The following is a 21,513-nucleotide window of genomic DNA, read 5'->3' on the forward strand; positions in this document are numbered from 1 at the left end:
ACGGTTAGAATCCGAAATAGCAGTAGGGATTTTTCGCTACGTAGAAATCCATGTCCACGACCTTGCCCAGTCCGGAGAACGTGGCGATTTCGGGCGTGCTGCCCGCCGTGACGGCCTCCTCCGAGATGTCCAGCAGCACGAGCTGCCCCGACTCGGTGCCGAGCAGCATCCGGTCCTTGTAGACCGTCTTGGCAAAAGCTGCGAACGTCGACGGGACATCGACCACTCCCGGACGCAGGGCCGTGATCTGTCCCGGAGCCGTGTAGACTGCCGTGGCGGTACCGGCCACCAGATCGTAAGCATAGAGCGTGTTGTTGTCGGTTCCGGCCGTGAAGAAGAGCACCTCGTTGCCGCCGATGCACACCTCGAAGAGGCTTTCTTCGCCGAAGCCTTCGACCTCGGGCAGCGCCCGGAACCAGTTCAGCGCGATGGCCACCGACGTCTCGCTGTTCATCTTGTAGTCGAACGACAGCAGGTAGTATTTTCCGCCTGTTTGGTTCTTGAGCAGCAGGATGTTGGTCGAAGTGGTCGCTACTCCGACCGTGGCGTAGGTCACCCGGGCGCCCATCGCCTCGACCGTGTAGTCGCCCAAATCGGCGACATCCGGGAACGTCAGACCCGATTCGGAGTCCGTATCGCCGGGCTGCACGGATGCCGATTCGGGGATCCGCACGGCGCGGAACGTTCCGAACTCGCTGGCGATGTTGCCCTTGACGTTGAAGCCGTAGACGCTCAGCAGCCGGTTGTTCTGCCGGTCGTAGAGCAGGGCGAAGGGGATGTGTCCGTAGGATTTGTTGGTGAAGTGGTCGAATCCGTTCATGAGCGTGATCTCCATGCCGCCGTCGAAGTAGACCGGCGTGGTGCCGTACTTGCCCGAATGCGCCACGGGATAGTCGTTGTAGAAGCTGAAGTCGCGCTGGTAGACCTTGCCGTCCTCCGAAAGCAGGATCGAACCGCCGTCACGCTGGAACCCGTCCACCGGCACGAATCCTTCGGGAGCCGCACCGCCGATGAACTCCGTATTGATGTCGATGACCTTCGTGATCGTGGCCTGGTCGATGCTGACGCTGCCGCTGCCCTGGAGCACCTCCCATTCGTAGGTCGGTGTCTGTCCGTCGTAGGACACGAGGCGGATCTTGCGCGGATCGGAGCCTAACGGTTCGCCGTTCACGTCGCCGTAGACGTCGCGCACGAGTTCCCCGGGGGTCGTGGCGTCGAGCAGGTTGACGTAGCTCAGCAGCGACTGCCCGCCGTCGTCCGAGAGGATGAACCACCCTTCGGCAAACGACGAGGTGATGACCAGCGTGAAGATCGTGCTGTAACGGATGCCGTGCCCGGTGTCGATCACCGTGAACGAGCCCGCGTGGCGCCCGACGCGCAGCGGGTCGATCTCCAGGATCCGCTCCTCGGAGACAACCTCTCCGTCGATGCTCCACTCGTAGGCCAGATCGCTCTCCGAAACCCGTTCGTGGAGGATCTCGTAGCCGGGTTCGATGACGATCTGCTCGTCGTAGGACCACGTCAGGCGCACGTTCTGCATCGTGTCCATGCGGTAGACGAGGATGTCGTCACCCGTCGTGGTGTAGTCGTAATTGCCCTTGTCCTCGTAGCAGGCCGTGGCCAGGAAGGCGCCTGCGAGGAGTGCTGTCAGAAGTTTGACGTATCTTTTCATGTGCTGCATTCGAATTAAGCGTTGATATTGATTCCGTCGAGCATCGAACTGCCGTCTTCTTCGCGGATTTCGTTGCCCTTGTCGCGCTGCTCGCGCAGGTAGTAGACGAACTCGCGGCACAGCGCCGAAATTTCGCTGTTGTCCATCTCCGAGAGGTCGCTCACGCCCGTTGCCTTGATGAACTCCTCGTACTTCTTGTTGGAGTAGGTCCCCAGGAAGGCGTCGGCGAAATCCTGATTCCACCAGTCGGGCTGGGAGATGATGTTCGATACGCGGATGATGCGCAGGCAGTTGGTCGTGGGGCCCGGGAGGAAGTCCCCGCCCTCGACGATGCGCACGGCGATGTCGACCTCCTTCTCGTCCATGACCGCCGTGCGGTGGACCGTAACGTAGGTCTCGCCGGTGAACATCCCGGCCTGGATCACCGGATTCGGGTCCAGATCGTAGGCTTCGGAGGGTGCCGTGGTCTTCTCGGGGTCGATCTCCAGCCGGAAGCCCATCGTCCGGTCGGTCGTGCGGGTTACGGTCTCCACGGCCAGTCGGATCGTGCGCGTATCCTCCCCCGGGGTGGTCTTGAACGAGAAGCGCACGATCTCGTCGGATTTCTCCGTGAAGTAGACGTAGTGGTCGTCGCCGTAGGTCGGGAGGCCCTGTTCGGAGCAGCCTCCGGCGCCGAGCAGCGCTGCGGTGAATGCAAATATGATCGTTTTTTTCATGGGTACGTATTAGTTTAGGTTCGTTTCGCTGTCGGGAATGTCGAAGACGTATTTGCCTTCCATCTGAATGGTTTGCGTGGTGCTGACCAGGGTCGGACTGTTCAGACGCTTCAGGAAAAAGAAGTACTGCCCTTCGCCGATGTTCTCCTTCCACATTTCGAGATCGAGTTTTTCCATGAATTCCGTGTAGTTCGAAGCTGAGACCGTCTTGCGGCCCGAGCAGCGCACCTTGTGTACGAGATTCAGGTCCGAGACTGCGGCGCTGATGTCGCCGTCACCCTGGCCGCTCGCTCCGCGGGCCTTGCATTCGGCCATGATCAGAATGACCTCCGACATGCGAAGGACCGGAATCAGAGCCCCCTGGGTATCCTCCTGGTCGTAGTCCGATCCCGTGGAGCTGGTGTACTTCACGTATTTGCACGACGCGTAGAGATCTTCCTGCTGCTCCTCGTCGGGCTGGTTGATCGTGTACATGTAGCGTGTGTCGTAGCTCGTCTCTCCCGAGAAGCGGCCTTTCGGCTGGCGCAGGGCGAGGATGAAGTTCGACGTCGAACCCAGGCTCGAAAGCATCACGTCGTTGTAGTTCTTCTTCAGATACTGGTCGTAGGCCGCAAAGATGATGTCGTCGTAGAGCTTCACCGCACCGGTAATGGCCTGGGCCTGGGTCTTGGTCGTGATCGGGAACCACTCCGAGCAGGTCTCATAGACCTCGGTGGCCGTCTCCAGCGCCTTCTCATAGTCGCAGGCGTACAGGTAGACCCGGGCCAGCAGCGCCTTGACGGCCCAGTAGTGGAGCCGGGTGCCGCGGTAGCCGAAGAACAGACCGCGCGAATCGTTCGAGATGAAACGCGTCGAGGCGCTTTTCAGGGCATCGAGGTTCCGGTCGTTGATCTCCAGCAGCGGAAGTGCAGCCTCCAGATCGGCGACGATCTTCTCCAGGACCTCTTCGGTGGTGTAGCGCGTCGGGACCCGGTCGGGATAGCTCGTCGAGTAGGGGATGGCCTTCGCGGTGCGGTCGACGACCGGCGCCGCGGCGAAGAGCCGCAACACCTCGAAGTGCATCAGCGCACGGGCCGCCAGCGCCTCGCCGTAGATCATCTCCCGCTCGCCGCTTTCGGAGTAGGGGAAGATTTCGGGATCGGCCTCGGAGACGTGCGCGATCAGCGCATTGCAGTTGGCGATGGTGTTGTAGGCCGTCTGCCAGATGTTTTCCAGGTAGTCGAGGACCTCCTTGTTCTCGTAGTCGAGCTTCTCGGTGTAGGTGTAGAGCTGCGAGGTGCTCATCGATCCGAAGTCGTAGTATTGGGCCAGGGCGCTCGTGAAACCCCAGGAGAGTTCGCGACCGTAGAGCGGCGCGGAGGACATCTGCTGGTAGATGCCGTTCAGGGCCGAACGGTATCCGGAGTAGTCGCTGAAGAGGTTCTCCTCGGTGGTCATGCCCTGCGGCATGATGTCGAGCCACTTGCTGCACGAGGCCGAGAGCAGCAGGGCCGAACCGGAAAGAAGTATGTTGATGATTGTTTTCATGCGGAAACGGATTTAGAAGGTGAGATTGAGCGTGAAGTTGATCGTGCGCGAGTAGGGGTAGTCCAGACCGCGCTCCTGGAGGACGGTGCTGTAGTAACCCAGGTCCTCGATGTTGGCCGTCAGGCGCAACATGCCCAGTCCCCAGCGCTTCACGAGCTTCGAGGGGAAGTCGTAGCTGATCGACAGCGAGTTGAACTGCAGGGTATTGTAGTCCTGGATGAAGCGCGACGTGGGACGTGTCACCAGCGTGCGATCCTTGATGTCCTTCAGCGGGGCGACATCGCCGGGGTTGATCCAGCGGTCGGTCGAGACGCGGCGGTCGACGTTGTAGCGTTCGAGGTTGGCGTTTTCGACCTGGTTGACCAGCGTGGAGTTGTAGCGCTGTCCGCCGAATTCGTAGAGGAACGTGGCGAAGAGCGAGATGTTCTTCCAGCGGGCGTTCAGTCCGAAGGAGCCCTGGGCCCACGGCTCCGTGTTGCCGATCTCGACCTGGTCGGCGGCATTCCACTCGTAGGTGATCGTGCCGTCGGGGCGCAGGTAGACCTCCTTGCCGTTGGCGGGGTTGATGCCCAGCGACTTCATGCCGTAGATCGCATAGATCGAGCCTCCCTCGACATACTGCGTGTAGGTCTGGGCGTACTTGCTCTGCGTGGAGTTGTCGTCGTAATCCTCATACTGCTTCTGCACCAGTTCGTTGTAGGCCCGCAGTGCGTCGTTGATCTTGACGATCTTGTTCTTGTTGTGGGCCATGTTCCCGAAAATGGTCATCTCCAGATTCTTCGTGCGGTAGAAGTTGTAACGCAGGTCGAGTTCGAAACCGCGGTTGCTCACCTCGCCGAGATTGTCCTTGTAGCTCGTGAATCCCGACGACGAGGGGATCGTCACGTCGGTGATCTGGTCGATGGTCTTCTTGTCGTAGTAGCTGGCCTTGAATAAGAGGCGGTCCTTGAAGAATCCGAGTTCGAGACCGATATCGGCGATGCGGGTCTTCTCCCAGCCGAGGTTGGGGTTACCCATGTAGTAGAGGATGTGCCCGGCGCCGGTCGAGTACCAGTCCGACGTCGAGGAGGTGGTGTAGGTCGAGCGGGCCGAGTAGGCGGCGTATCCGACCTTTCCGACCGTACCGATCGTGCCGCGGATCTTCAGGCGGCTCAGCCAGGGGTGTTCGCGCAGGAACTTGTAGTTGTGGATGTTGATACCGGCGCCCACGGCCCAGAAGGGAGCCACGCGGTTGTCGGACCCGAACTCCGACGAGCCGTCCATACGCACCGAAAGGTCCAACAGGTAGATGTCGTCATAGGTGTAGTTGCCCGAGAGGAACATACCCACCAGCCGGGTCTTGTTCTTCGATTCCGAGGGTTTCCCGTCGACCTGGGCGGCGTCGTTGGGCGAGTTGAGGGCGCCGGTCGAGAAACCGATGTACTTGATGTTGTTGACCGTGTAGCTGTTCTCCACGGCGTTTCCGCCGAGCGAGAAGTTCAGGAAGTGCTTGTTGAAGTTGCGGTTGTACATGAACAGCAGGTTCGCGTCGTAGGAGAAGGTGTCCGAACCGTTGACCGAGAGCGACCCGAGCTCCTGGGGCGTGGCGAAGGCGCTGTTCGACGACGAGAGCGGGTCGACGAAGACGCGCGACTCGTAGTTGCGCTGGCTGAGCGTGATCCACGCCTTGGCCGTGAAGTGCGGCGTGGCGTAGAAGTTGACGGCGAAATTGTCCTGCAGGGTGCGGTAGTTGCTGCGGTTGAAGTTGTTGAGGTATTCGCGCTCGTAGAGCGGGTTGAGCGTCGAGTAGCCGAAGCGCAGGTTCTGGAGGTACTTGCCCGTGGTTTCATCGATCGGGACGTTGTAGGGCAGCATGTGCGAGAACTGCGAGAAGCTGTAGGGCGAATCGCTCGAATTGTTCGCGTCGTACGAGGCGCGGTTCATGATCTGGAACTTCCCGATACGGTAGTCGAGGAAGAGCCCGGCGCCGTAGGTGTCGCGCTTCGAGTCGCGCATGACGCCCTTGTTTCCGGCGTACTTGAGCTCGATTCCCCAGCGCACGTCGTTCTCACCGCCGTCGATGTAGATGCTGTGCTGGTGGTTGAGGGCCGTGCGGAGGTTCTTCGAGAGCCAGTAGGTATCCACTCCGCGGTTCACCTCGTTGAGCTTCTGGTAATAGGTCTGGTTGGTGGTGTAGGTGTTCTCGGTGACGTCCGAGGCATCGAAGGCGTAGAGCCCGGCATCGAGCTCGGCCTGGAGTTTCTCGCGGGCGTTCATCAGGTTGTAGGCCGACAGGTCGGGGATCTCGACGCTTCCCGTGAGGTTGTACGAGACGCGGAGCTTCCCGGCCTCCGGGGCGCGCGATTCGATCACCACCACGCCGTTCGCGGCGCGCGAACCGTAGAGGACCGTTGCGGCGGCATCCTTGAGCAGCGTGATCGAGTGCACGCGCATGGGGTCCATGTCGTAGATCTTCTCGACGTCGACCTCGAAACCGTCGAGGATGAAGATCGGCAGGTTCGAGTTGTTCGTGAGGTTCTGGCGCGAGATGTCGGCCGAGTTGTTCAGTTCGGTGGTGATGCTGTTCTGGCCGCGGATGTAGAATTCGGGCAGCGAGTTGGGGTCCGAACCCATGGAGATGTTCTCGGCGATGCGGAACGAGGGGTCGAAGACCTGGATGGCATCGATCATGTGCTTGGGCGATACCTCGACGATCTGCTCGCGGCTGATGCGCGTGGTGTTACCCGTGAAGCTCTCCTTGCGCACCTGGGCGTAGCCCGTGACCACCACGTCGTCGATGCTCTCCACCTTGTCGAGCAGCTGGACGTCGAGTTCCGTCTGGTTGTTGTAGGCCACTTCGCGGCTCTCCATGCCGAGGAAGCTCACCGCGATGACGACATGCTGCCGTTTCGGGAAGCGCAGCGTGTAGCGTCCGTCGGCATCGGTCGTCGTCCCGACGGTCGTCCCCTTGACCAGCACCATGGCACCCGGAATCGGGGCCTTGGTTGCGCGGTTGGTGACGCGCCCGGTGAGCGTAACCCGTTGGGGGGGGGAATTCAAGGGCCGCTCGCCGAGCCGGATGACGATCGTATCCTCGCTGATCGAGAAGTCGAACCCCGAGCCTTTGAGCACCTCGCGGAGAATCTCCTCGACGGGTGCCTGCTGGCGGTTTATCGTGATTCCGCGGACGGCCTTGATCTCGTTGCTGTTGTAGAGCAGCAGATACCCCGTCTGTTGTTTGATTTGCTGGAGAACGTCGTCGAGCGATGCGTTCGTCATGGCGATGGACATCCGTTTTTTCGGATGGTCCGCCTCCTGGGCGCTTGCTGTCCGGAACGTGAAGAGCGAGACGGCCGTCAGCAGCAGTACGGCGACTCCCAGGCCTCTTCGGCGAAGAGGTGTCGGTAAGGCAAGTTTCTTCATACGCAAATTATTTTATAACTGGAACATTGGGTTCTTGTCGGTTCATCCCCACCCATCGAACGCTCCCGCCGGGGGTCGGGATTTTCTTTCCACCCCCCCCCTCTTGGCGCTGATGTCGCGGGTAACTCCGCTTACAGGGCGGGGCGGGCCTTCGGCCGCGGTTTCCGCACTACGCGGATCGTACCGTCGTCCTGCTGGCTGAAAACCACGTCGTTGGTCAGGTTCATCAGGTCGGCGATGGTGTTGAGGGTCTCGTGTCGCTTGACCATTCCGGTGTAGAGCACGCCGTCGAGCGAGGGCGACGAGGTGTCGATGCGCACGTCGTACCAGCGTTCGAGTTTGCGGCAGATCGACCGCAGCGACTCTTCGTAGAAGACCAGCAGCCCGCGGCGCCACATCGTGCAGGCTTCGACGTTGACCTCCCTCACGTCGAGGAATCCCGAGACCTTCTCCACACCGGCCTGTTGCCCGGGGGTGAGCACGACCTGCGATCCGTTGGCCTCCACGCGCAGCGATCCGGTGACCAGGGTGGTCTCCACCCGGGGTTCGTCGTCGTAGGCCATGACGTTGAACGAGGTGCCGAGGACGGTCATCTCCGTTCCGGCCGCCGTGACGACGAAGGGATGCCGGGCGTCGCGGGCCACCTCGAAGAAGACCTCGCCGCAGACCGTGACACGGCGTTCCCGGCCGAAATGCAGCGGATAGGTGATGCTCGATCCGGCGTTGATCCAGGCCCGGGTTCCGTCGCTGAGGGTCAGCGTGTACTCCCCGCCCTGGGGGACGCGGACCGTATTGAACAGTTCCGTCGGGTCGGTTTTGTCGGGTCCGGCGTTTTTCCTGGTTTCGGCGGCTTCGGGGGCGCGGTAGGCGATGCGGTCGCCGTCGATTTCGATGCGCATGTTCCGTTCGCGGAGTTCGGTACGGAGCGTGTCCGACAGTGCGACGACCTCGCCGGAGGAGAGTTCCAGCACGGCGCGGCGGGTGCCGGGTTCGACGGTCGTGGGCAGGTGGTTGCGGTTGGAGTCCAGGCGCTCCCGGGCCTCGTAGAGCAGGGCGCCGCTGACGAACACCCCGACGAGCAGCAGGACGGCGGCACATGCACGCAGCGTGCGGAAGAGGCGCTTGCGGCGCATGTAGCGGCGGTCCTCCTCGCAGATGGCCTGCCAGACGCGCTCCTTGTCGTAGCGGTACATCCGCGAGAGTTCGCTCCCGAGGTCCGAGTTGCCGTCGATCAGGTCGAGGATCTGGCGGTTCTCTTCAGACTCGCGGCTCCACGCTTCGAGTTCCTGCATCCCTTCGGGCGAGATCCGTCCGGAGATGTAGTCGTGCAGCAGTCGGTCGATAGGGGTGTTTTCCATGCGTTCGGGCCTTTGCTTATACAGACCCGGTTCGGGGGAAAACTCCTTACAGTTTTTCGGAAAAAAATGCGTCGAAAAATCGCATTCAGAAGATGAACAGGGCCATGAATTTCCGCAAAGCCTTGATCGAGCGGTACATGTGCGTCTTGATGGTTGCCAGCGAAACGCCCAGTTCGGAGGCGGCGTCGGCATAGGAGTAGTTGTTCAGGCAGATCAGCTTGACGACCTTGCGCGACTGTTCCGAGAGGCGTTCGATGGCCTGATAGAGCCGGTGGAGACGGTTTGCGCGTTCGACGTCGTCGCGGCTGAGGTCGAAATTCACCTCGTCGGCGATCACTTCCTTTCCGTTGAGTTCCTCCCAGCGGCGCAGGCGGTGGGTCGAGGCGTAGTCCAGGGCGGCGTTGCGCACGCAGCGGTAGAGGTACTTGGTCGGGGAGTCGATTTTCGAGAGGTCGACGCGGGCCAGCTTGACGAAGACGTCCTGCACGATATCCTCGGCTGCGGACTTCGAGTGCACGATCTCCTCGGCCAAGTAGGCGGCACTGCGGAAGTGTGCATTGAAGAGCTCTTCTAAGGTCGGGGAGATCATGGTACGTTGCTGTTTGTCTGCAAATGTAAAAATAAAAAATTAAAATAATACCTTCTTCCGGTGTTTTTTTGTGCATTTTGGCTCCGGACTGAAGCGACTTGTCTTCTATTTTGCTGTTTTACAGCGTGTTGATGTGTCCATTTTGATCGGGATACCGGCTGGTAAATTATAAGCGGCCCTTCGGAAAGGGCCGCTTAAGGAGATTTTTTTCGATTTTTAGACGCCGTTTTTGGCGGTTTCGAATTCTTTTGTGCGAATTTTGATTTTGAATTGTAACTTTTTGACGGCAAAAATCGCCTGTTTGTAACACACCCCCCCCCGAACCTCAATGGGTGGCCAGATACCAGGCCGTCTGCTGACAACCCGGAGCCTTGGAGTTCTGCGAGGGCTCGCTCACTGTGACCCCCGTGTAGAAGTGCACGGGGTTGAGCCGATGGTTGTAGGCCGAGTAGAACTGCTCCGTGCTGAGGCGGCACGAACTCGGAAATGCCCGCTCCAACTGTTCGTTGAAGGCGTCGATCAGCCCCTGGTCGCCGCAACTCATCTCGACGTAGTGCCCCAGATCGAAGAAGAGGTGGTTGTTGAATCCTTCGTAGGACTGGAGCGCATTCAGGTCGAAGTCGGCTTGCGTGCCCTGCTTCACGGCCCGCATCGCCGTGGCCAACCCCTCCAGCTCCGACATCACGGCCAGTGAGATGCACCCCGACTGTTCGTTGTCGGAGATCGTATCCCAGTCGTATTCGTAAAACTCCCAGAACTCCCGGCACGCCGCTTCGAGGGCCGTACGGGCCGTTTCGTCGGCGAACAGGTGCGGGATGATCCGGTCGTAGGGGAATCCGGCGGCCATGATCTCGCAGGGCGATGCCACGACGTAGTCCACCGCGTTGCACAGGTCGTAGAGCGTCTCGATGTTGGCCATGAAGCAGGCGTCGAAGATCAGGTAGTCGAAACGCACGCGCTGTCCGGTGATGACCTCGGCCAGTTCCTGAATCTCCAGTTCGTGCCCGGAGTCCCCGAACGAACGGGTCGGCAAAGCTCCCGGGGCCGGGATCCAAAGATCCTCCGGCTGCCGGTCGGGATCGGCCGAGTTCATGGAGAGGCTTCCGCTCGTGCGGGACACCCAGGCCTTGCCGTGGCAGCCGATGATGAGCCCGTACTGCCGGGCGGGCGCCTCCGCCACGGCATCGGAGAGCAGCGCGGCAACATCTGCCGGACTCTCCGCCGCGAAGGAGTCGTACTCCTTCACGGTCCGGGTTTCACACTGCCGGGATTGCGTGTCGTAGTAGATCTCCTGCAGGACCGCCGTCCGCGAATTGTCCGGCTGCCAGCAGACCAGCATCCGTCCGTTGCCCGGGACGGTGGCGTTGACGGCCCGGGCAATGCCGTCGAGGTTCTGCCGGTAGAAGTAGTCCAGGTCGCGTCCCGGCATGTAGAGCACCACGCAGCGGTCGGCCATTGCGGGCGGGTTGTACCCCGACTCCTTCTCCTGCTTGGAGCAGGCGGCCGGGAGCGCTGCCGCCAGGAGCAGCAGCCACAGCCCCGCAGTCCGGACTATTTGTAGGTACGCGGCTTTAAGTTGTTGAACTGCCATGTCCGGTCACGTTTGTAGGTATAGCCTTCGGGCTTGTTCCAGTAGACGCGCCCGAAATCGAAGTAGAATCCCTTGCGTTTCTTGCCGTCGACGACGTAGGGGACCAGCAGCGGCACGAATTCTACCGTCCGGCTGATGATGCGGGCCTTGCCGTAGGAGAGCTCCTCGGCGGCCAGTACGTCGAGCGCATGGTCGAACATCAGCACGTGGCGCGGGGTCTTCTCCGTGAATCCGTCGCCCGAGTCGATGATCGTGCGCAGGATGCCGTTCATGCGGTCGGCATAGGCCTTTTCGCGCACCTTGTCGCCCAGGGCCCCGTAGGCGAACGACATCAGGTTGAGCACCTTCGGACTGAAGGGATCGCGGGCCAGGGCGTCGGTTCCGAACGAGATGAGCGATTCGAGCGTTGCCACGTCCGGACGGTCGGGGTCGAGCCCTGCGGCGAGCAGCAGCATCTTGTCCAGGTCGGGGTTCGTGGCCAGGGGTTTGTACTCGTCGCGGTAGGCGAAGCCGTAATAGAGGTAGTGGTACTCCTCGTCGGTGAGCGTGTCGCCGGCGTTGTAGCGCATCATCAGCGCCGGGTAGTAGAACGGGGATTCGGCGTCGAGCGTCCGGTCGAGGATCATCTCTTCGTCGGGGACCCGGGCGGCGGCCAGCGCCGGGAGGAGCATCACAAGCAACAGCAGTCGTTTCATTGACGGTCGTTTTCCGATACAAACGCAAAATCAGCGCAAATCGTATCTTTCGATCAGACTTTTGAATCGTTCGCGCAGGCGCTGCGATCCGGCCACGAGCGGCAGCCGCACCGTGTCGCCGATGCGTCCCATGACCGAGAGGGCACACTTCACGCCCACGGGATTGCCCTCGGCGAAGAGCGCCTTCACGGCGTCGTCCAGCGCTTCGTACTCGCGGTCGGCGGCCTCGAAATCGCCCCGTTTGGCGTGGTTGATGCAACTCATGAAGCGCTCGGGGAAGGCGTTCGCCGCCACGGAGATCACGCCGTCGCCGCCGCGCCGCATCAGCTCGATGGTGATGCCGTCGTCGCCCGAGAGGACGAGGAAACCTTCGGGGCGGTTGTCCAGGATCTGCTGCATCTGCTCGATGTTGCCCGAAGCCTCCTTCACGCCGATGACGTTCTTCAGTTCGCGGGCGCAGCGCAGCGTGGTTTCGGCCGTCATGTTGACGCCCGTGCGGCCGGGGATGTTGTAGAGGATCACCGGCAGGGGCGAGTGTTCCGAGACGGTGCGGAAGTGCTGGAAGAGCCCCTCCTGCGAGGGCTTGTTATAGTAAGGTGTCACGCTCAGGATGGCGTCGGCGCCCCGCAGGTCGAATTCGCGCAGCTGGTCCAGGACCTCCGACGTGGAGTTTCCGCCGCAGCCCATCACCAGCGGCACGCGCCCGGCGATCTGGTTGGTGATGAACATGGCGATGACGGCCCGTTCGGGCATGTAGAGCGTGGGGGTCTCGGCCGTGGTGCCCAGGGCCACGATGTAGTCCACACCGCCCTCGATTACATAGTCGACCATCCGGGCCAGGGCTTCGTAATCGACTCTTCCGTCCGGAGTAAAGGGGGTGATCATGGCGGCGCCTACGCCGGCGAGTTTGTGTTGTAGCATGGTATTTTTCCGTATTAGATTCGTATTTTCTGGTTTGTTGGAAAGATCTCGGGAGCGGGGCTGCCGGGCCCTTCAGAAGAGCTCGCCCTGACGGGGCTCCGGCGTGTCGTTTCCGGGCTGCGGGGTTTCGGTCCGCGGGGCCGCTCCTTCATCTGCCGCCGCATCCGCCGGGATCCCTGCTTCCGCCGGCTCTGCCGCCTCTGCCGCCTTCGCCCAAGTGCTTGTTTCGACCGCTTTTGCCGCATCCTCCGGAGCGCCGCCGTCGATCATCCGTATGAACTCCTCCTCGGAGAGGATCCGGATGCCTAATTTTTCGGCCTTCTTGAGTTTTGCGGGGCCCATGTTCTCCCCGGCCACGATGTAGTCCACATTGCCCGAAACGGCCGCGAGGTTCTTCCCGCCGTGCGCCTCGATCAGGGCCTTCATCTCGTCGCGGCTGCGCGTGAAGCGCCCCGAAACCACGAAACTCTTCCCGGCGAGGCTCTCCGAAGCCAGTTCGCGGGCCGCGGCCTCGAACTGCAGTCCGGCAGCCCGCAGGCGGCGGATGATGTCGAGGTTGGTCCCGTCGGCGAAATACTCGATGATGGCGTCGGCGATGCGTTCGCCCACCTCGTCGGCCTCGACCAGCTCCTCGCGCGAGGCCGCCATCACGGCGTCGAGCGTGCGGAAGTGCTCGGCGAGGTATTTCGCCGTGGTCTCGCCCACGAAGCGGATGCCCAGTCCGAACAACACGCGCGCGAAGGGCACCTCCTTCGATCGTTCGATCGAACGGATGATGTTCTCGGCCGACTTCTCGCCCAGCCGCGGCAGTGGCGAGAGCTGTTCGGCCCGGAGGTCGTAGAGATCGGCGACGGTGCGCACCAGGGCGTTGTCGTAGAGCAGTTCGACGGTCTCCTCGCCCAACCCCTCGATGTCGAGGGCCTTGCGGCGGATGAAGTGGATGATGCGCCCGATGATCTGGGGCCGGCAGCCGCTCTGGTTCGGGCAGTAGTGTTTGGCCTCGCCCTCGTAGCGCACCAGCGCGGTGCCGCATTCGGGACAGTGCGTAATGTATTCGAACGGGCGGCTGTCGGCCGGACGCTGCGAGAGTTCGACGCCCGTAATCTTCGGGATGATCTCACCTCCCTTTTCGACATAAACCATGTCGCCGGGGCGGATGTCCAGCAGGGCCATCTGTTCGGCGTTGTGGAGCGTGGCGCGCCGCACGGTGGTCCCGGCCAGCAGCACCGGTTCGAGGTTGGCCACGGGGGTGATGGCCCCGGTGCGTCCGACCTGGAAAGAGATGCTGTCGATACGCGTGAGCGCCTGTTCGGCCTTGAATTTGTAGGCTACGGCCCATTTCGGGGCCTTGGCCGTGAATCCCAGCTGGCGCCGCACGGCGAAGTCGTTGACCTTGATCACCACGCCGTCGGTCGGGAAGGGGAGTTCGTGGCGCGCCGTATCCCAGTAGCGGATGAAGTCGTCGATCTGTGCGGCGTTGTGGCAGATGCGCATCCGGTCGGAGACCTTGAAGCCCCACGCGCGGGCCTTCTGCAGGCTCTCCCAGTGGTTCGTGAAGGGGAGATTGTCGCCCGCCAGCTGGTAGAGCGTGCAGTCCAGGCCGCGGCGCGCCACGACGGCCGAGGACTGCTGCTTGAGCGTTCCGGCCGCGGCGTTGCGCGGATTGGCGAAGAGCGCCTCGCCGTTGGCCTCGCGTTCGGCGTTGAGGCGGTCGAACGAGGCGTAGGGCATGAGGATCTCGCCCCTGATCTCGAAATAGTCGGGCCAGCCGTCGCCCTGCAGCCGCAGCGGCACGCTGCGCACGGTGCGCACGTTGGCCGTTACGTCGTCGCCCGCGAGGCCGTCGCCGCGCGTCACGGCCCGCAGCAGGCGCCCGTGCTCGTAGGTGAGCGAGATGGCCGTGCCGTCGAACTTGAGCTCACAGACGTAATCCGTTTCGCCGACTTCGCGTTCGATGCGGGCGATGAAGTCGTGGAGCTCCTCCAGGGAATAGGTGTTCCCGAGCGAGAGCATCGGATAGCGGTGCCGCACGGTTTCGAACTCTGCGGTCAGGTCGCTGCCCACGCGCACCGACGGCGAGTTGGGATCGGCGTATTCGGGGTGGGCGCGCTCCAGCTCCTGGAGTTCGCGCATCATCGTATCGAACTCGAAATCCGAAATTTCGGGTGCGTTTTCGACGTAGTATTTGTAGTTATGCAGTTCGAGCTGTCGGCGCAGCTCTTCGATGCGTTCGCGTATCATACCTTTGGAAATAGCGTGCGTAAAGTTACATATTTTGATGGGAACAGCGGGCAAAAACAAAAAAAATGCAAAAAAAAATTGCGGATGTGGTGCGATAATCAAATTTTGCGTATAATTGCAGAAAATTTCAAAGCACTACCATGGCTAAACAGAATATGGCGAAGAAACATATCGTAACGAGTTTTCACAACCTCACTCCGGAGATGCAGGAGGCCGTCAAGGAGAAATATCCGCTGGGGTTCACCGATTCGATGATTCGGGTGGACAAGCCCAACGGCGATTTTTTTTATGCCGTGCCGTATGACACGGACGAGGTAGCCTATATGATCAAGATCGACGTGAAGATCGACGATTCGGCGCAGGACGACGACAAGGATTACTACGACGACGACCTGAAGGGAGCCGACGATCTGCAGGGAGCCGACGACGATACCTCGGAGCTCTCCGAGTCGTCGGACGACGATGTGAATATCTGATCGCTTGCCGGATGGACCGTTCGGTTGCGGGAATGGTGTTTGCGCTCCTTGCCACGGCGTGCGGCCTGGCGGACGACCCGCAGGACGAGCGGAACAAATCCGTCTATCCCACCTTTTTTGACAAGACTTTCGAGGCCTACTGCATCGAGACGTTCGATCTGGACGGCGACGGGCGCATCTCGCGCTATGAAGCGCAGCGGGTGCGTGAGGTGTCGTGTCCGGGCCGCGGAATCGTCTCGCTGGCCGACCTGTGCGAATTTCCCAATCTGGAACGCCTCGACTGTTCGGGCAATGCGCTCTCGGAACTGGACCTGAGCCCCTGCACGCGCCTCATGCGGCTGGATTGCCACGGAAACGGCCTTGTGCGGCTCGATGTGGAGGGCCTGCGCGGCTTGACCGAGGCGGACTGCCGCGACAATGCCCTGCAGCAGCTCGACCTCACCTCGAACGGCTCGCTCGGAAAACTGGACCTCCGCCGCAACGACCTGCGGACGCTCGACGTCTCGGCCTGTGCGGCGACCCTGCAGGCCGACGTGCGCGAAAATCCCGGACTGGGAACAGTCTACTGCCGCGATACGCAGGGAATCTCCTTCGACGGCGGTACGGAGTTGCAATACCGATAAGCGGGCAGGCCGCGGGCCGCCTCCCGGACAGGCTGCGCCGAACGGAAAAAGACTTCCGTTGCGGCGCATTTTTTTTATAATTTGTTGAAAAGTCACCCGGCAGGGTGCCGCTTTTCCCGGATTATTTCGTACCTTTGGGAGCAAAAATGTCTTTTGTAACCCAAAAACAAAAACAGATCCGGATACAATGAAAAAAGTAGACGTCATCCTCGGCCTCCAGTGGGGCGATGAGGGCAAGGGTAAGGTCGTGGACGTGCTTACGCCCCGTTACGAGGTCGTGGCCCGTTTCCAGGGCGGTCCCAATGCCGGTCACACGCTGGAGTTCGGCGGGGAAAAATACGTGCTTCGTTCGATCCCCTCGGGTATTTTCCAGGGCGGGAAGACGAACATCATCGGAAACGGAGTCGTGCTGGATGCCGTGCTGTTCCGTGCCGAGGCCGAAGAGCTCGCACGCAGCGGGCATGATCTCACCCAGCAGCTCTGCATCTCGAAAAAGGCCCACCTGATCCTCCCCACGCACCGCATCCTCGACGCCGCCTACGAGGCCGCCAAGGGTAGTGCCAGGATCGGAACCACGGGAAAGGGCATCGGCCCCACCTATACCGACAAGGTCAGCCGAAACGGAATGCGTGTGGGCGACCTGTTGAGCCCCGACTTCGAGCAGATCTACGCCGCGGCCAAGGCCCGCCACGAGAAGATTCTCCGCAGCCTCGACTACGCATACGACATCACCGACCTCGAAGCCCAGTGGTTCGAAGCCGTGGAGTACCTCCGCCGCTTCCGGATCATCGACAGCGAGTATTTCGTCAACGACTGCCTGGCGCAGGACAAGTCGATCCTCGCCGAAGGGGCCCAGGGAACGCTGCTCGACGTCGATTTCGGGTCGTATCCTTTCGTCACGTCGTCGAATACCGTCTGCGCCGGGGTCTGCACCGGACTGGGTGTCGCCCCGAACCGCATCGGTGAGGTCTACGGCATCTTCAAGGCCTACTGCACGCGCGTGGGCAGCGGGCCGTTCCCCACGGAGCTCTTCGACGCCACGGGGGAGAAACTCTGTGACCTGGGACACGAATTCGGGGCCGTGACGGGCCGTCGCCGCCGTTGCGGGTGGCTCGACATGGTGGCCCTGAAATACTCCATCATGATCAACGGCGTGACGCAGCTCATCATGATGAAGTCCGACGTGATGAACGACTTCGACACGATCAAGGTTGCCACCTCTTATGAAATCGGCGGACGCCGCACCACGGAATTCCCCTACACGATCACCGACGACCTGAAACCCGTCTACACGGAGCTTGAGGGTTGGAAATGCGACCTGCGCCAGTGCCGCACCTACGAGGAGTTCCCCGAGGCGTTCAAGCGTTACGTGGATTTCATCGAGTGTGAAACCGGGGTTCCCGTGCGGATCATCTCCGTCGGTCCCGACCGCGGCGAGACCATCGTCCGCCCCCGGGCTTAAGAAGCCCGTTTTAGGGGCTGCTGGACCTTCGAGGGGTTTCCGAATCCTTTACCCGCGTCCAACGGTCGAAGCGCGGAACTGAATCCGAACCTTTCGGCTTCCCTTCGCCCATAGAACTCCTTTCTTAAAGGGGCCCGGTTAAGAACCGGGTTTTAGGGGCTGCGGAACCTTTGTGGGGTTTCTGACGGATGAATCCGCGTCCAACGATCGGGAGCGCGGAACGTTGAAGAGTTTCCGGTCGTCCTCTGTGCTCCCGCAGCGCTCCGGGAAAAACAAAAAACACGAAAAAAATTTCGACATAACTTAAAATATGCTGCAAAACCTTAAAATTCTGGTTCTGGCCAAGCAGGTGCCCGATACCCGCAATGTGGGTAAGGACGCGATGACCCCCGAAGGGACGGTCAATCGCGCGGCACTCCCGGCCATCTTCAATCCCGAGGACCTCAATGCCCTGGAAGCCGCCCTGCGGCTCAAGGACCGCGTGGCAGGCTCCACGGTGCACATCCTCACAATGGGTCCCCAGCGGGCCGCCGACATCATCCGCGACGCCATGTTCCGCGGTGCCGACGGCGGTTACCTCCTTTCGGGACGTGAATTCGCCGGCTCCGATACGCTGGCAACCTCCTATGCCCTTTCGTGCGCCCTGCGCAAGATCGGTCCCGACGTTATCTTTGCCGGGCGTCAGGCCATCGACGGCGATACGGCGCAGGTCGGACCCCAGGTGGCCGAGAAACTCGGACTTCCGCAGGTGACCTACGCCGAGGAGATCGTCGACGTCAAGGAGAATGCCCTGGTGATCAAGCGCCGTCTCGAGCATGGTGTCGAGACCGTCGAGTGCCCGATTCCTGCCGTTGTTACGGTCAACGGGTCGGCCGCCGAGTGCCGCCCGCGCAACGCCAAGCGCGTGATGAAGTACAAGGGAGCGCTGGCCGGTTCGGAGATCGCTGCGGCGCCCGAATCGCCCGCCGCACGGCGTGCCGCCGCGAAACCCTACCTGCAAATCGTGGAGTGGGCCGCCGCGGATGTCGATCCGGATCCCGCACAGTTGGGATTGCAGGGCTCGCCCACGAAGGTCAAGAAGATCGAGAACGTGGTCTTCGCCGCCAAGGAGGCCAAGCGCCTCACGGCTGCCGACGAGGATATCAATTCACTGATGGTTGAACTTATTGCGAGCCACACGCTCGGTTAATGCGCACGGAGATGAACAACGTATTTGTATATATCGAGATGGAGGGCGGCAAGGTCGCCGACGTGAGTCTCGAACTGTTGACCAAGGGCCGCGAACTGGCCTCGACGCTCGGCGTGAAAGTCGAAGCCGTGGCGTTGGGACACCACCTCGCCGGTCTGGAAAAGGAACTGGCCAAGTACGGCGCTGACACGGTGTGGGTGGCCGATGACGAGCTCTTCGAGCCGTTCCGCACGTTGCCCCACACGGCCGTGATGTGCGGCCTGATCGAACAGGAGAAGCCCCAGATCGCGCTGTTCGGCGCTACGCCCGTGGGCCGGGACTTCGCACCGCGCGTGTCGTCGGCGCTGCACAGCGGTCTGACGGCCGACTGTACGCAGCTCGAAATCGGGGACCACAAGGACGCCAAGACGGGCAAGGAGTACACGAACCTCCTGTATCAGATCCGCCCGGCCTTCGGCGGCAATATCATCGCCACGATTGTCAATCCGGACCACCGCCCGCAGATGGCTACGGTGCGTGAGGGCGTCATGCGCAAGGAGTACGCCGCACAGCCCGGCAAGGGGGAGGTGAAGAGGATCGACTGGAAGAAATTCGTCAAGGACACGGACCTCGTGGTGAAGATCGTGGACCGTCAGATCGAGGAGCGCAAGATCGACATCAAGGGAGCCTCGATCATCGTGGCGGGCGGCTACGGCATGGGTTCGAAGGAGAACTTCAAGCTGGTGCACGACCTGGCCGACGTGCTGGGTGCCGAGGTGGGGGCGAGCCGTGCGGCGGTCGACGCCGGGTTCACGGAGCATGCCCGCCAGGTGGGGCAGACCGGTGTGACGGTGCGCCCGAAACTCTACATCGCGTGCGGCATCTCGGGACAGATCCAGCACACGGCCGGTATGGACCAGTCGTCGATGGTCATCTCGATCAACACGGATCCCGATGCGCCGATCAACAAGATCGCCGACTACGCCATCACGGGCGACGTCAACGAGATTATTCCCAAGATGATTAAATACTACAAGCAAAACTCGAAGTAATGGCTAATTTCTTTTCAGATAACAAGGATTTGCAGTTCCACCTCGACCATCCGCTGATGCGGAAGATCGTGGAGCTGAAGGAGCGCGGTTTCGCCGAGAAGGATCTCTACGACTATGCGCCGCAGGATTACGACGATGCGATGGACAACTACCGCCGCGTGCTGGAGATTGCCGGCGAGGTTTGCGGCGAGGTGATCGCCCCGAATGCCGAAGGTGTCGACCACGAGGGGCCGCGCGTGGTGAACGACCACGTGGAGTACGCCTCGGGCACGGTGCGCAACATGCAGGCGGTGGTCGATGCCGGGCTGAGCGGCATGACCCTTCCGCGCAAGTATGACGGTCTGAACTTCCCGCTGATCTGCTTCGTGATGGCCAACGAGATGGTGGCACGTGCGGATGCGAGCTTCGAGAACATCTGGGGCCTGCAGGACTGCGCCGAGACGCTCAACGAGTTCGCCTCGGAGGAGCAGAAGGAGAAGTTCCTCAAGTGGGTGTCGGCCGGAGCGACGTGCGCCATGGACCTCACGGAGCCGGATGCCGGTTCGGACCTGGGATCGGTGATGCTGAAGGCCACCTGGTCGGAGGAGAAGCAGACCTGGCTGCTGAACGGCGTGAAGCGTTTCATCACGAACGGCGACGGCGAGGTTTCGCTCGTCCTGGCCCGTACGGAGGAGGGTACGACCGACGCCCGCGGATTGTCGATGCTCGTGTATGACAAGCGCGACGGCGGCGTGAAGGTGCGCCGTATCGAGAACAAGTTGGGTATCAAGGGCTCGCCGACATGCGAGCTGGTCTTCACGAATGCCCCGGCGCAGTTGGTCGGCGACCGCAAGATGGGTCTGATCAAGTACGTGATGTCGCTGATGAACGCTGCCCGTCTGGGTATCGGCGCGCAGTCGGTTGGACTTTGCGAGGCGGCCTACCGCGAGGCGTTGAAGTACGCCCACGAGCGGGCACAGTTCGGCAAGCCGATCATCCGCTTTGCGGCCGTTTCGGAGATGCTGTCGAACATGAAGGCCAAGTTGCAGGGTGCCCGTGCGCTGCTCTACGAGACGGCCCGCTTCGTGGAGGTCTACAAGCAGTACATGCACATCTCGCACGAGCGTTCGCTGGAATCCGAAGAGCGTCAGGAGATGAAGTTCTACAACCGCCTGGCCGACGGTTTCACGCCGCTGGTGAAGCTCTTCTCGTCGGAGTACGCCAACCAGCTGGCCTACGACGCCATCCAGATCCACGGCGGTTCGGGCTTCATGAAGGATTACCCCTGCGAGCGGTTGTACCGTGACGCCCGCATCATGAACATCTATGAGGGTACGTCGCAGCTGCAGGTCGTTGCGGCGATCAACGCCGTGACGAAGGGCACGTTCCTGGAGCAGATCGGGCGCTATGCCGCCGAGGAGTATACCGAGGCGATGCGTCCGATCGTTGAGAAGTTCAAGGCGCTGACGGTGAAGTTCTCGGAGATGGTGGCCCGGGTCGAGGCCGGGGAGAAGGAGGCTGCAGGCTTCAAGGACTTCCACGCCCGCCGTCTGGTCGAGACCGCCGGTCACATCATCATCGGCTACCTGCTGGCGCGTCAGGCCTGCAAGGACGAGGAGTACGCCGCTTCGGCGCGGATCTTCTCGAAGCTGGCCGAAGGGAAGGTCACCGAGGCTTATACCTATGTAACGAACTCCACGCCGGAGGATGTCGCCCTGTTCCGGGGCGTCGAGGAGGAGACTCTTTGACCGTCCGGAGTTGTCGTGTGAAAAAAGAGCCGCACCTTCCAAGGTGCGGCTCTTTTCGTGTTACGGGTTGGACGGAGCTATGCTTCGGCCGGGGCCGGAGCGGCGGGCTGCTCCCAGTGGAAGGGTGCGGACTCGGCCTCGGCGGGCAGGCCGCGCAGACTCACGACGGCCGTCACGTTCATGATGGCCAGGGTTATGACACTCAGCTTGGACCCGGTGCTTGTGGTAGTTTTCTTTGCATCCATAACGGTTTGATTTGAGTTTTGTCGCAGCGAGGGGTTGCAACTGCCGTG

Annotated in this window: 17 protein-coding genes; 6 read left to right on the forward strand and 11 right to left on the reverse strand. The window is 61.4% G+C overall.

Features of this window, described 5'->3' with window-relative positions; all coding sequences use genetic code 11:
• Positions 1 to 4: 4 nt before the first annotated feature.
• The 10 genes from ABGT65_RS10825 to ligA all read right to left on the reverse strand — a co-directional run bounded on the left by ABGT65_RS10825 (position 5) and on the right by ligA (position 14,712).
• The gene (locus ABGT65_RS10825) at positions 5 to 1,672 is read right to left on the reverse strand and encodes a PKD-like family lipoprotein (protein ID WP_346702091.1); all 1,668 of its coding nucleotides are present in this window, start codon (positions 1,670 to 1,672) and stop codon (positions 5 to 7) included.
• Positions 1,673 to 1,686: 14 nt separating this feature from the next.
• Complete coding sequence (locus ABGT65_RS10830) at positions 1,687 to 2,388, reverse strand: DUF4843 domain-containing protein (protein ID WP_346702093.1); 702 nt, start codon at positions 2,386 to 2,388, stop codon at positions 1,687 to 1,689.
• A 9-nt stretch (positions 2,389 to 2,397) separates the two neighbouring features.
• On the reverse strand, positions 2,398 to 3,915 hold the full coding sequence (locus ABGT65_RS10835; RefSeq protein ID WP_346702095.1) for a RagB/SusD family nutrient uptake outer membrane protein: 1,518 nt from the start codon (positions 3,913 to 3,915) through the stop codon (positions 2,398 to 2,400).
• Positions 3,916 to 3,927: 12 nt separating this feature from the next.
• Complete coding sequence (locus ABGT65_RS10840; protein WP_346702096.1) at positions 3,928 to 7,317, reverse strand: SusC/RagA family TonB-linked outer membrane protein; 3,390 nt, start codon at positions 7,315 to 7,317, stop codon at positions 3,928 to 3,930.
• Positions 7,318 to 7,448: 131 nt separating this feature from the next.
• Positions 7,449 to 8,675, reverse strand: coding sequence for a FecR domain-containing protein (locus tag ABGT65_RS10845; protein ID WP_346702098.1), 1,227 nt, complete (start codon positions 8,673 to 8,675; stop codon positions 7,449 to 7,451).
• Between the two features lie 85 nt (positions 8,676 to 8,760).
• Entirely contained in the window at positions 8,761 to 9,264 is a 504-nt protein-coding gene (locus ABGT65_RS10850; RefSeq protein ID WP_346702100.1) for a sigma-70 family RNA polymerase sigma factor, read from the reverse strand.
• Positions 9,265 to 9,589: 325 nt separating this feature from the next.
• Positions 9,590 to 10,855 (reverse strand): clostripain-related cysteine peptidase, encoded by a 1,266-nt coding sequence (locus ABGT65_RS10855; RefSeq protein ID WP_346702102.1) that lies wholly within the window; start codon positions 10,853 to 10,855, stop codon positions 9,590 to 9,592.
• Positions 10,816 to 11,550 carry a DUF4919 domain-containing protein gene (locus ABGT65_RS10860; RefSeq protein WP_346702104.1) on the reverse strand — a complete coding sequence of 245 codons (735 nt, stop codon included), beginning with the start codon at positions 11,548 to 11,550 and terminating at the stop codon, positions 10,816 to 10,818. The genes ABGT65_RS10855 and ABGT65_RS10860 overlap by 40 nt, the downstream gene beginning before the upstream one ends.
• Before the next feature lie 30 nt (positions 11,551 to 11,580).
• Positions 11,581 to 12,471 (reverse strand): 4-hydroxy-tetrahydrodipicolinate synthase, encoded by an 891-nt coding sequence (gene dapA / locus ABGT65_RS10865; RefSeq protein ID WP_346702105.1) that lies wholly within the window; start codon positions 12,469 to 12,471, stop codon positions 11,581 to 11,583.
• A gap of 72 nt (positions 12,472 to 12,543) precedes the next feature.
• Positions 12,544 to 14,712: an NAD-dependent DNA ligase LigA gene (gene ligA, locus ABGT65_RS10870; RefSeq protein ID WP_346702106.1), complete on the reverse strand. Its 2,169-nt coding sequence runs from the start codon at positions 14,710 to 14,712 to the stop codon at positions 12,544 to 12,546.
• A 140-nt stretch (positions 14,713 to 14,852) separates the two neighbouring features.
• Here ligA and ABGT65_RS10875 point away from each other — a divergent pair, with 140 nt between their 5' ends.
• From ABGT65_RS10875 to ABGT65_RS10900, 6 genes are all read left to right on the forward strand, one after another.
• Positions 14,853 to 15,188: a hypothetical protein gene (locus ABGT65_RS10875; RefSeq protein ID WP_346702107.1), complete on the forward strand. Its 336-nt coding sequence runs from the start codon at positions 14,853 to 14,855 to the stop codon at positions 15,186 to 15,188.
• 11 nt (positions 15,189 to 15,199) lie between these two features.
• Positions 15,200 to 15,811, forward strand: coding sequence for a leucine-rich repeat domain-containing protein (locus ABGT65_RS10880; RefSeq protein WP_346702109.1), 612 nt, complete (start codon positions 15,200 to 15,202; stop codon positions 15,809 to 15,811).
• Positions 15,812 to 15,998: 187 nt separating this feature from the next.
• Positions 15,999 to 17,273: an adenylosuccinate synthase gene (locus ABGT65_RS10885; RefSeq protein WP_346702111.1), complete on the forward strand. Its 1,275-nt coding sequence runs from the start codon at positions 15,999 to 16,001 to the stop codon at positions 17,271 to 17,273.
• A gap of 310 nt (positions 17,274 to 17,583) precedes the next feature.
• Positions 17,584 to 18,462 (forward strand): electron transfer flavoprotein subunit beta/FixA family protein, encoded by an 879-nt coding sequence (locus tag ABGT65_RS10890; RefSeq protein ID WP_346702113.1) that lies wholly within the window; start codon positions 17,584 to 17,586, stop codon positions 18,460 to 18,462.
• A gap of 11 nt (positions 18,463 to 18,473) precedes the next feature.
• A complete protein-coding gene (locus ABGT65_RS10895; protein ID WP_346702115.1) occupies positions 18,474 to 19,493 on the forward strand; it encodes an electron transfer flavoprotein subunit alpha/FixB family protein in 1,020 nt (339 codons plus the stop codon).
• Entirely contained in the window at positions 19,493 to 21,220 is a 1,728-nt protein-coding gene (locus ABGT65_RS10900; protein ID WP_346702117.1) for an acyl-CoA dehydrogenase family protein, read from the forward strand. The genes ABGT65_RS10895 and ABGT65_RS10900 overlap by 1 nt, the downstream gene beginning before the upstream one ends.
• Positions 21,221 to 21,297: 77 nt before the next feature.
• On the opposite strand, the gene ABGT65_RS10905 is transcribed toward ABGT65_RS10900, so the two are convergent.
• Entirely contained in the window at positions 21,298 to 21,465 is a 168-nt protein-coding gene (locus ABGT65_RS10905) for a hypothetical protein (RefSeq protein ID WP_346703107.1), read from the reverse strand.
• Between the last annotated feature and the right edge of the window lie 48 nt (positions 21,466 to 21,513).

Origin of the sequence: uncultured Alistipes sp. (assembly GCF_963931675.1) — a bacterium.
Taxonomy (GTDB): domain Bacteria; phylum Bacteroidota; class Bacteroidia; order Bacteroidales; family Rikenellaceae; genus Alistipes.

Bases quoted from the DNA above. Each gene is read 5' to 3' on its own strand.
- ABGT65_RS10885 (WP_346702111.1), top strand. From the start codon at position 15,999: ATGAAAAAAGTAGACGTCATCCTCGGCCTCCAGTGGGGCGATGAGGGC.
- ABGT65_RS10890 (WP_346702113.1), top strand. From the start codon at position 17,584: ATGCTGCAAAACCTTAAAATTCTGGTTCTGGCCAAGCAGGTGCCCGAT.
- ABGT65_RS10880 (WP_346702109.1), top strand. From the start codon at position 15,200: ATGGACCGTTCGGTTGCGGGAATGGTGTTTGCGCTCCTTGCCACGGCG.
- ABGT65_RS10875 (WP_346702107.1), top strand. From the start codon at position 14,853: ATGGCTAAACAGAATATGGCGAAGAAACATATCGTAACGAGTTTTCAC.
- ligA (WP_346702106.1), bottom strand. From the start codon at position 14,712: ATGATACGCGAACGCATCGAAGAGCTGCGCCGACAGCTCGAACTGCAT.
- ABGT65_RS10830 (WP_346702093.1), bottom strand. From the start codon at position 2,388: ATGAAAAAAACGATCATATTTGCATTCACCGCAGCGCTGCTCGGCGCC.
- ABGT65_RS10900 (WP_346702117.1), top strand. From the start codon at position 19,493: ATGGCTAATTTCTTTTCAGATAACAAGGATTTGCAGTTCCACCTCGAC.
- ABGT65_RS10835 (WP_346702095.1), bottom strand. From the start codon at position 3,915: ATGAAAACAATCATCAACATACTTCTTTCCGGTTCGGCCCTGCTGCTC.
- ABGT65_RS10845 (WP_346702098.1), bottom strand. From the start codon at position 8,675: ATGGAAAACACCCCTATCGACCGACTGCTGCACGACTACATCTCCGGA.
- ABGT65_RS10825 (WP_346702091.1), bottom strand. From the start codon at position 1,672: ATGAAAAGATACGTCAAACTTCTGACAGCACTCCTCGCAGGCGCCTTC.
- ABGT65_RS10855 (WP_346702102.1), bottom strand. From the start codon at position 10,855: ATGGCAGTTCAACAACTTAAAGCCGCGTACCTACAAATAGTCCGGACT.
- ABGT65_RS10840 (WP_346702096.1), bottom strand. From the start codon at position 7,317: ATGAAGAAACTTGCCTTACCGACACCTCTTCGCCGAAGAGGCCTGGGA.
- ABGT65_RS10860 (WP_346702104.1), bottom strand. From the start codon at position 11,550: ATGAAACGACTGCTGTTGCTTGTGATGCTCCTCCCGGCGCTGGCCGCC.
- ABGT65_RS10895 (WP_346702115.1), top strand. From the start codon at position 18,474: ATGAACAACGTATTTGTATATATCGAGATGGAGGGCGGCAAGGTCGCC.
- dapA (WP_346702105.1), bottom strand. From the start codon at position 12,471: ATGCTACAACACAAACTCGCCGGCGTAGGCGCCGCCATGATCACCCCC.
- ABGT65_RS10905 (WP_346703107.1), bottom strand. From the start codon at position 21,465: ATGGATGCAAAGAAAACTACCACAAGCACCGGGTCCAAGCTGAGTGTC.
- ABGT65_RS10850 (WP_346702100.1), bottom strand. From the start codon at position 9,264: ATGATCTCCCCGACCTTAGAAGAGCTCTTCAATGCACACTTCCGCAGT.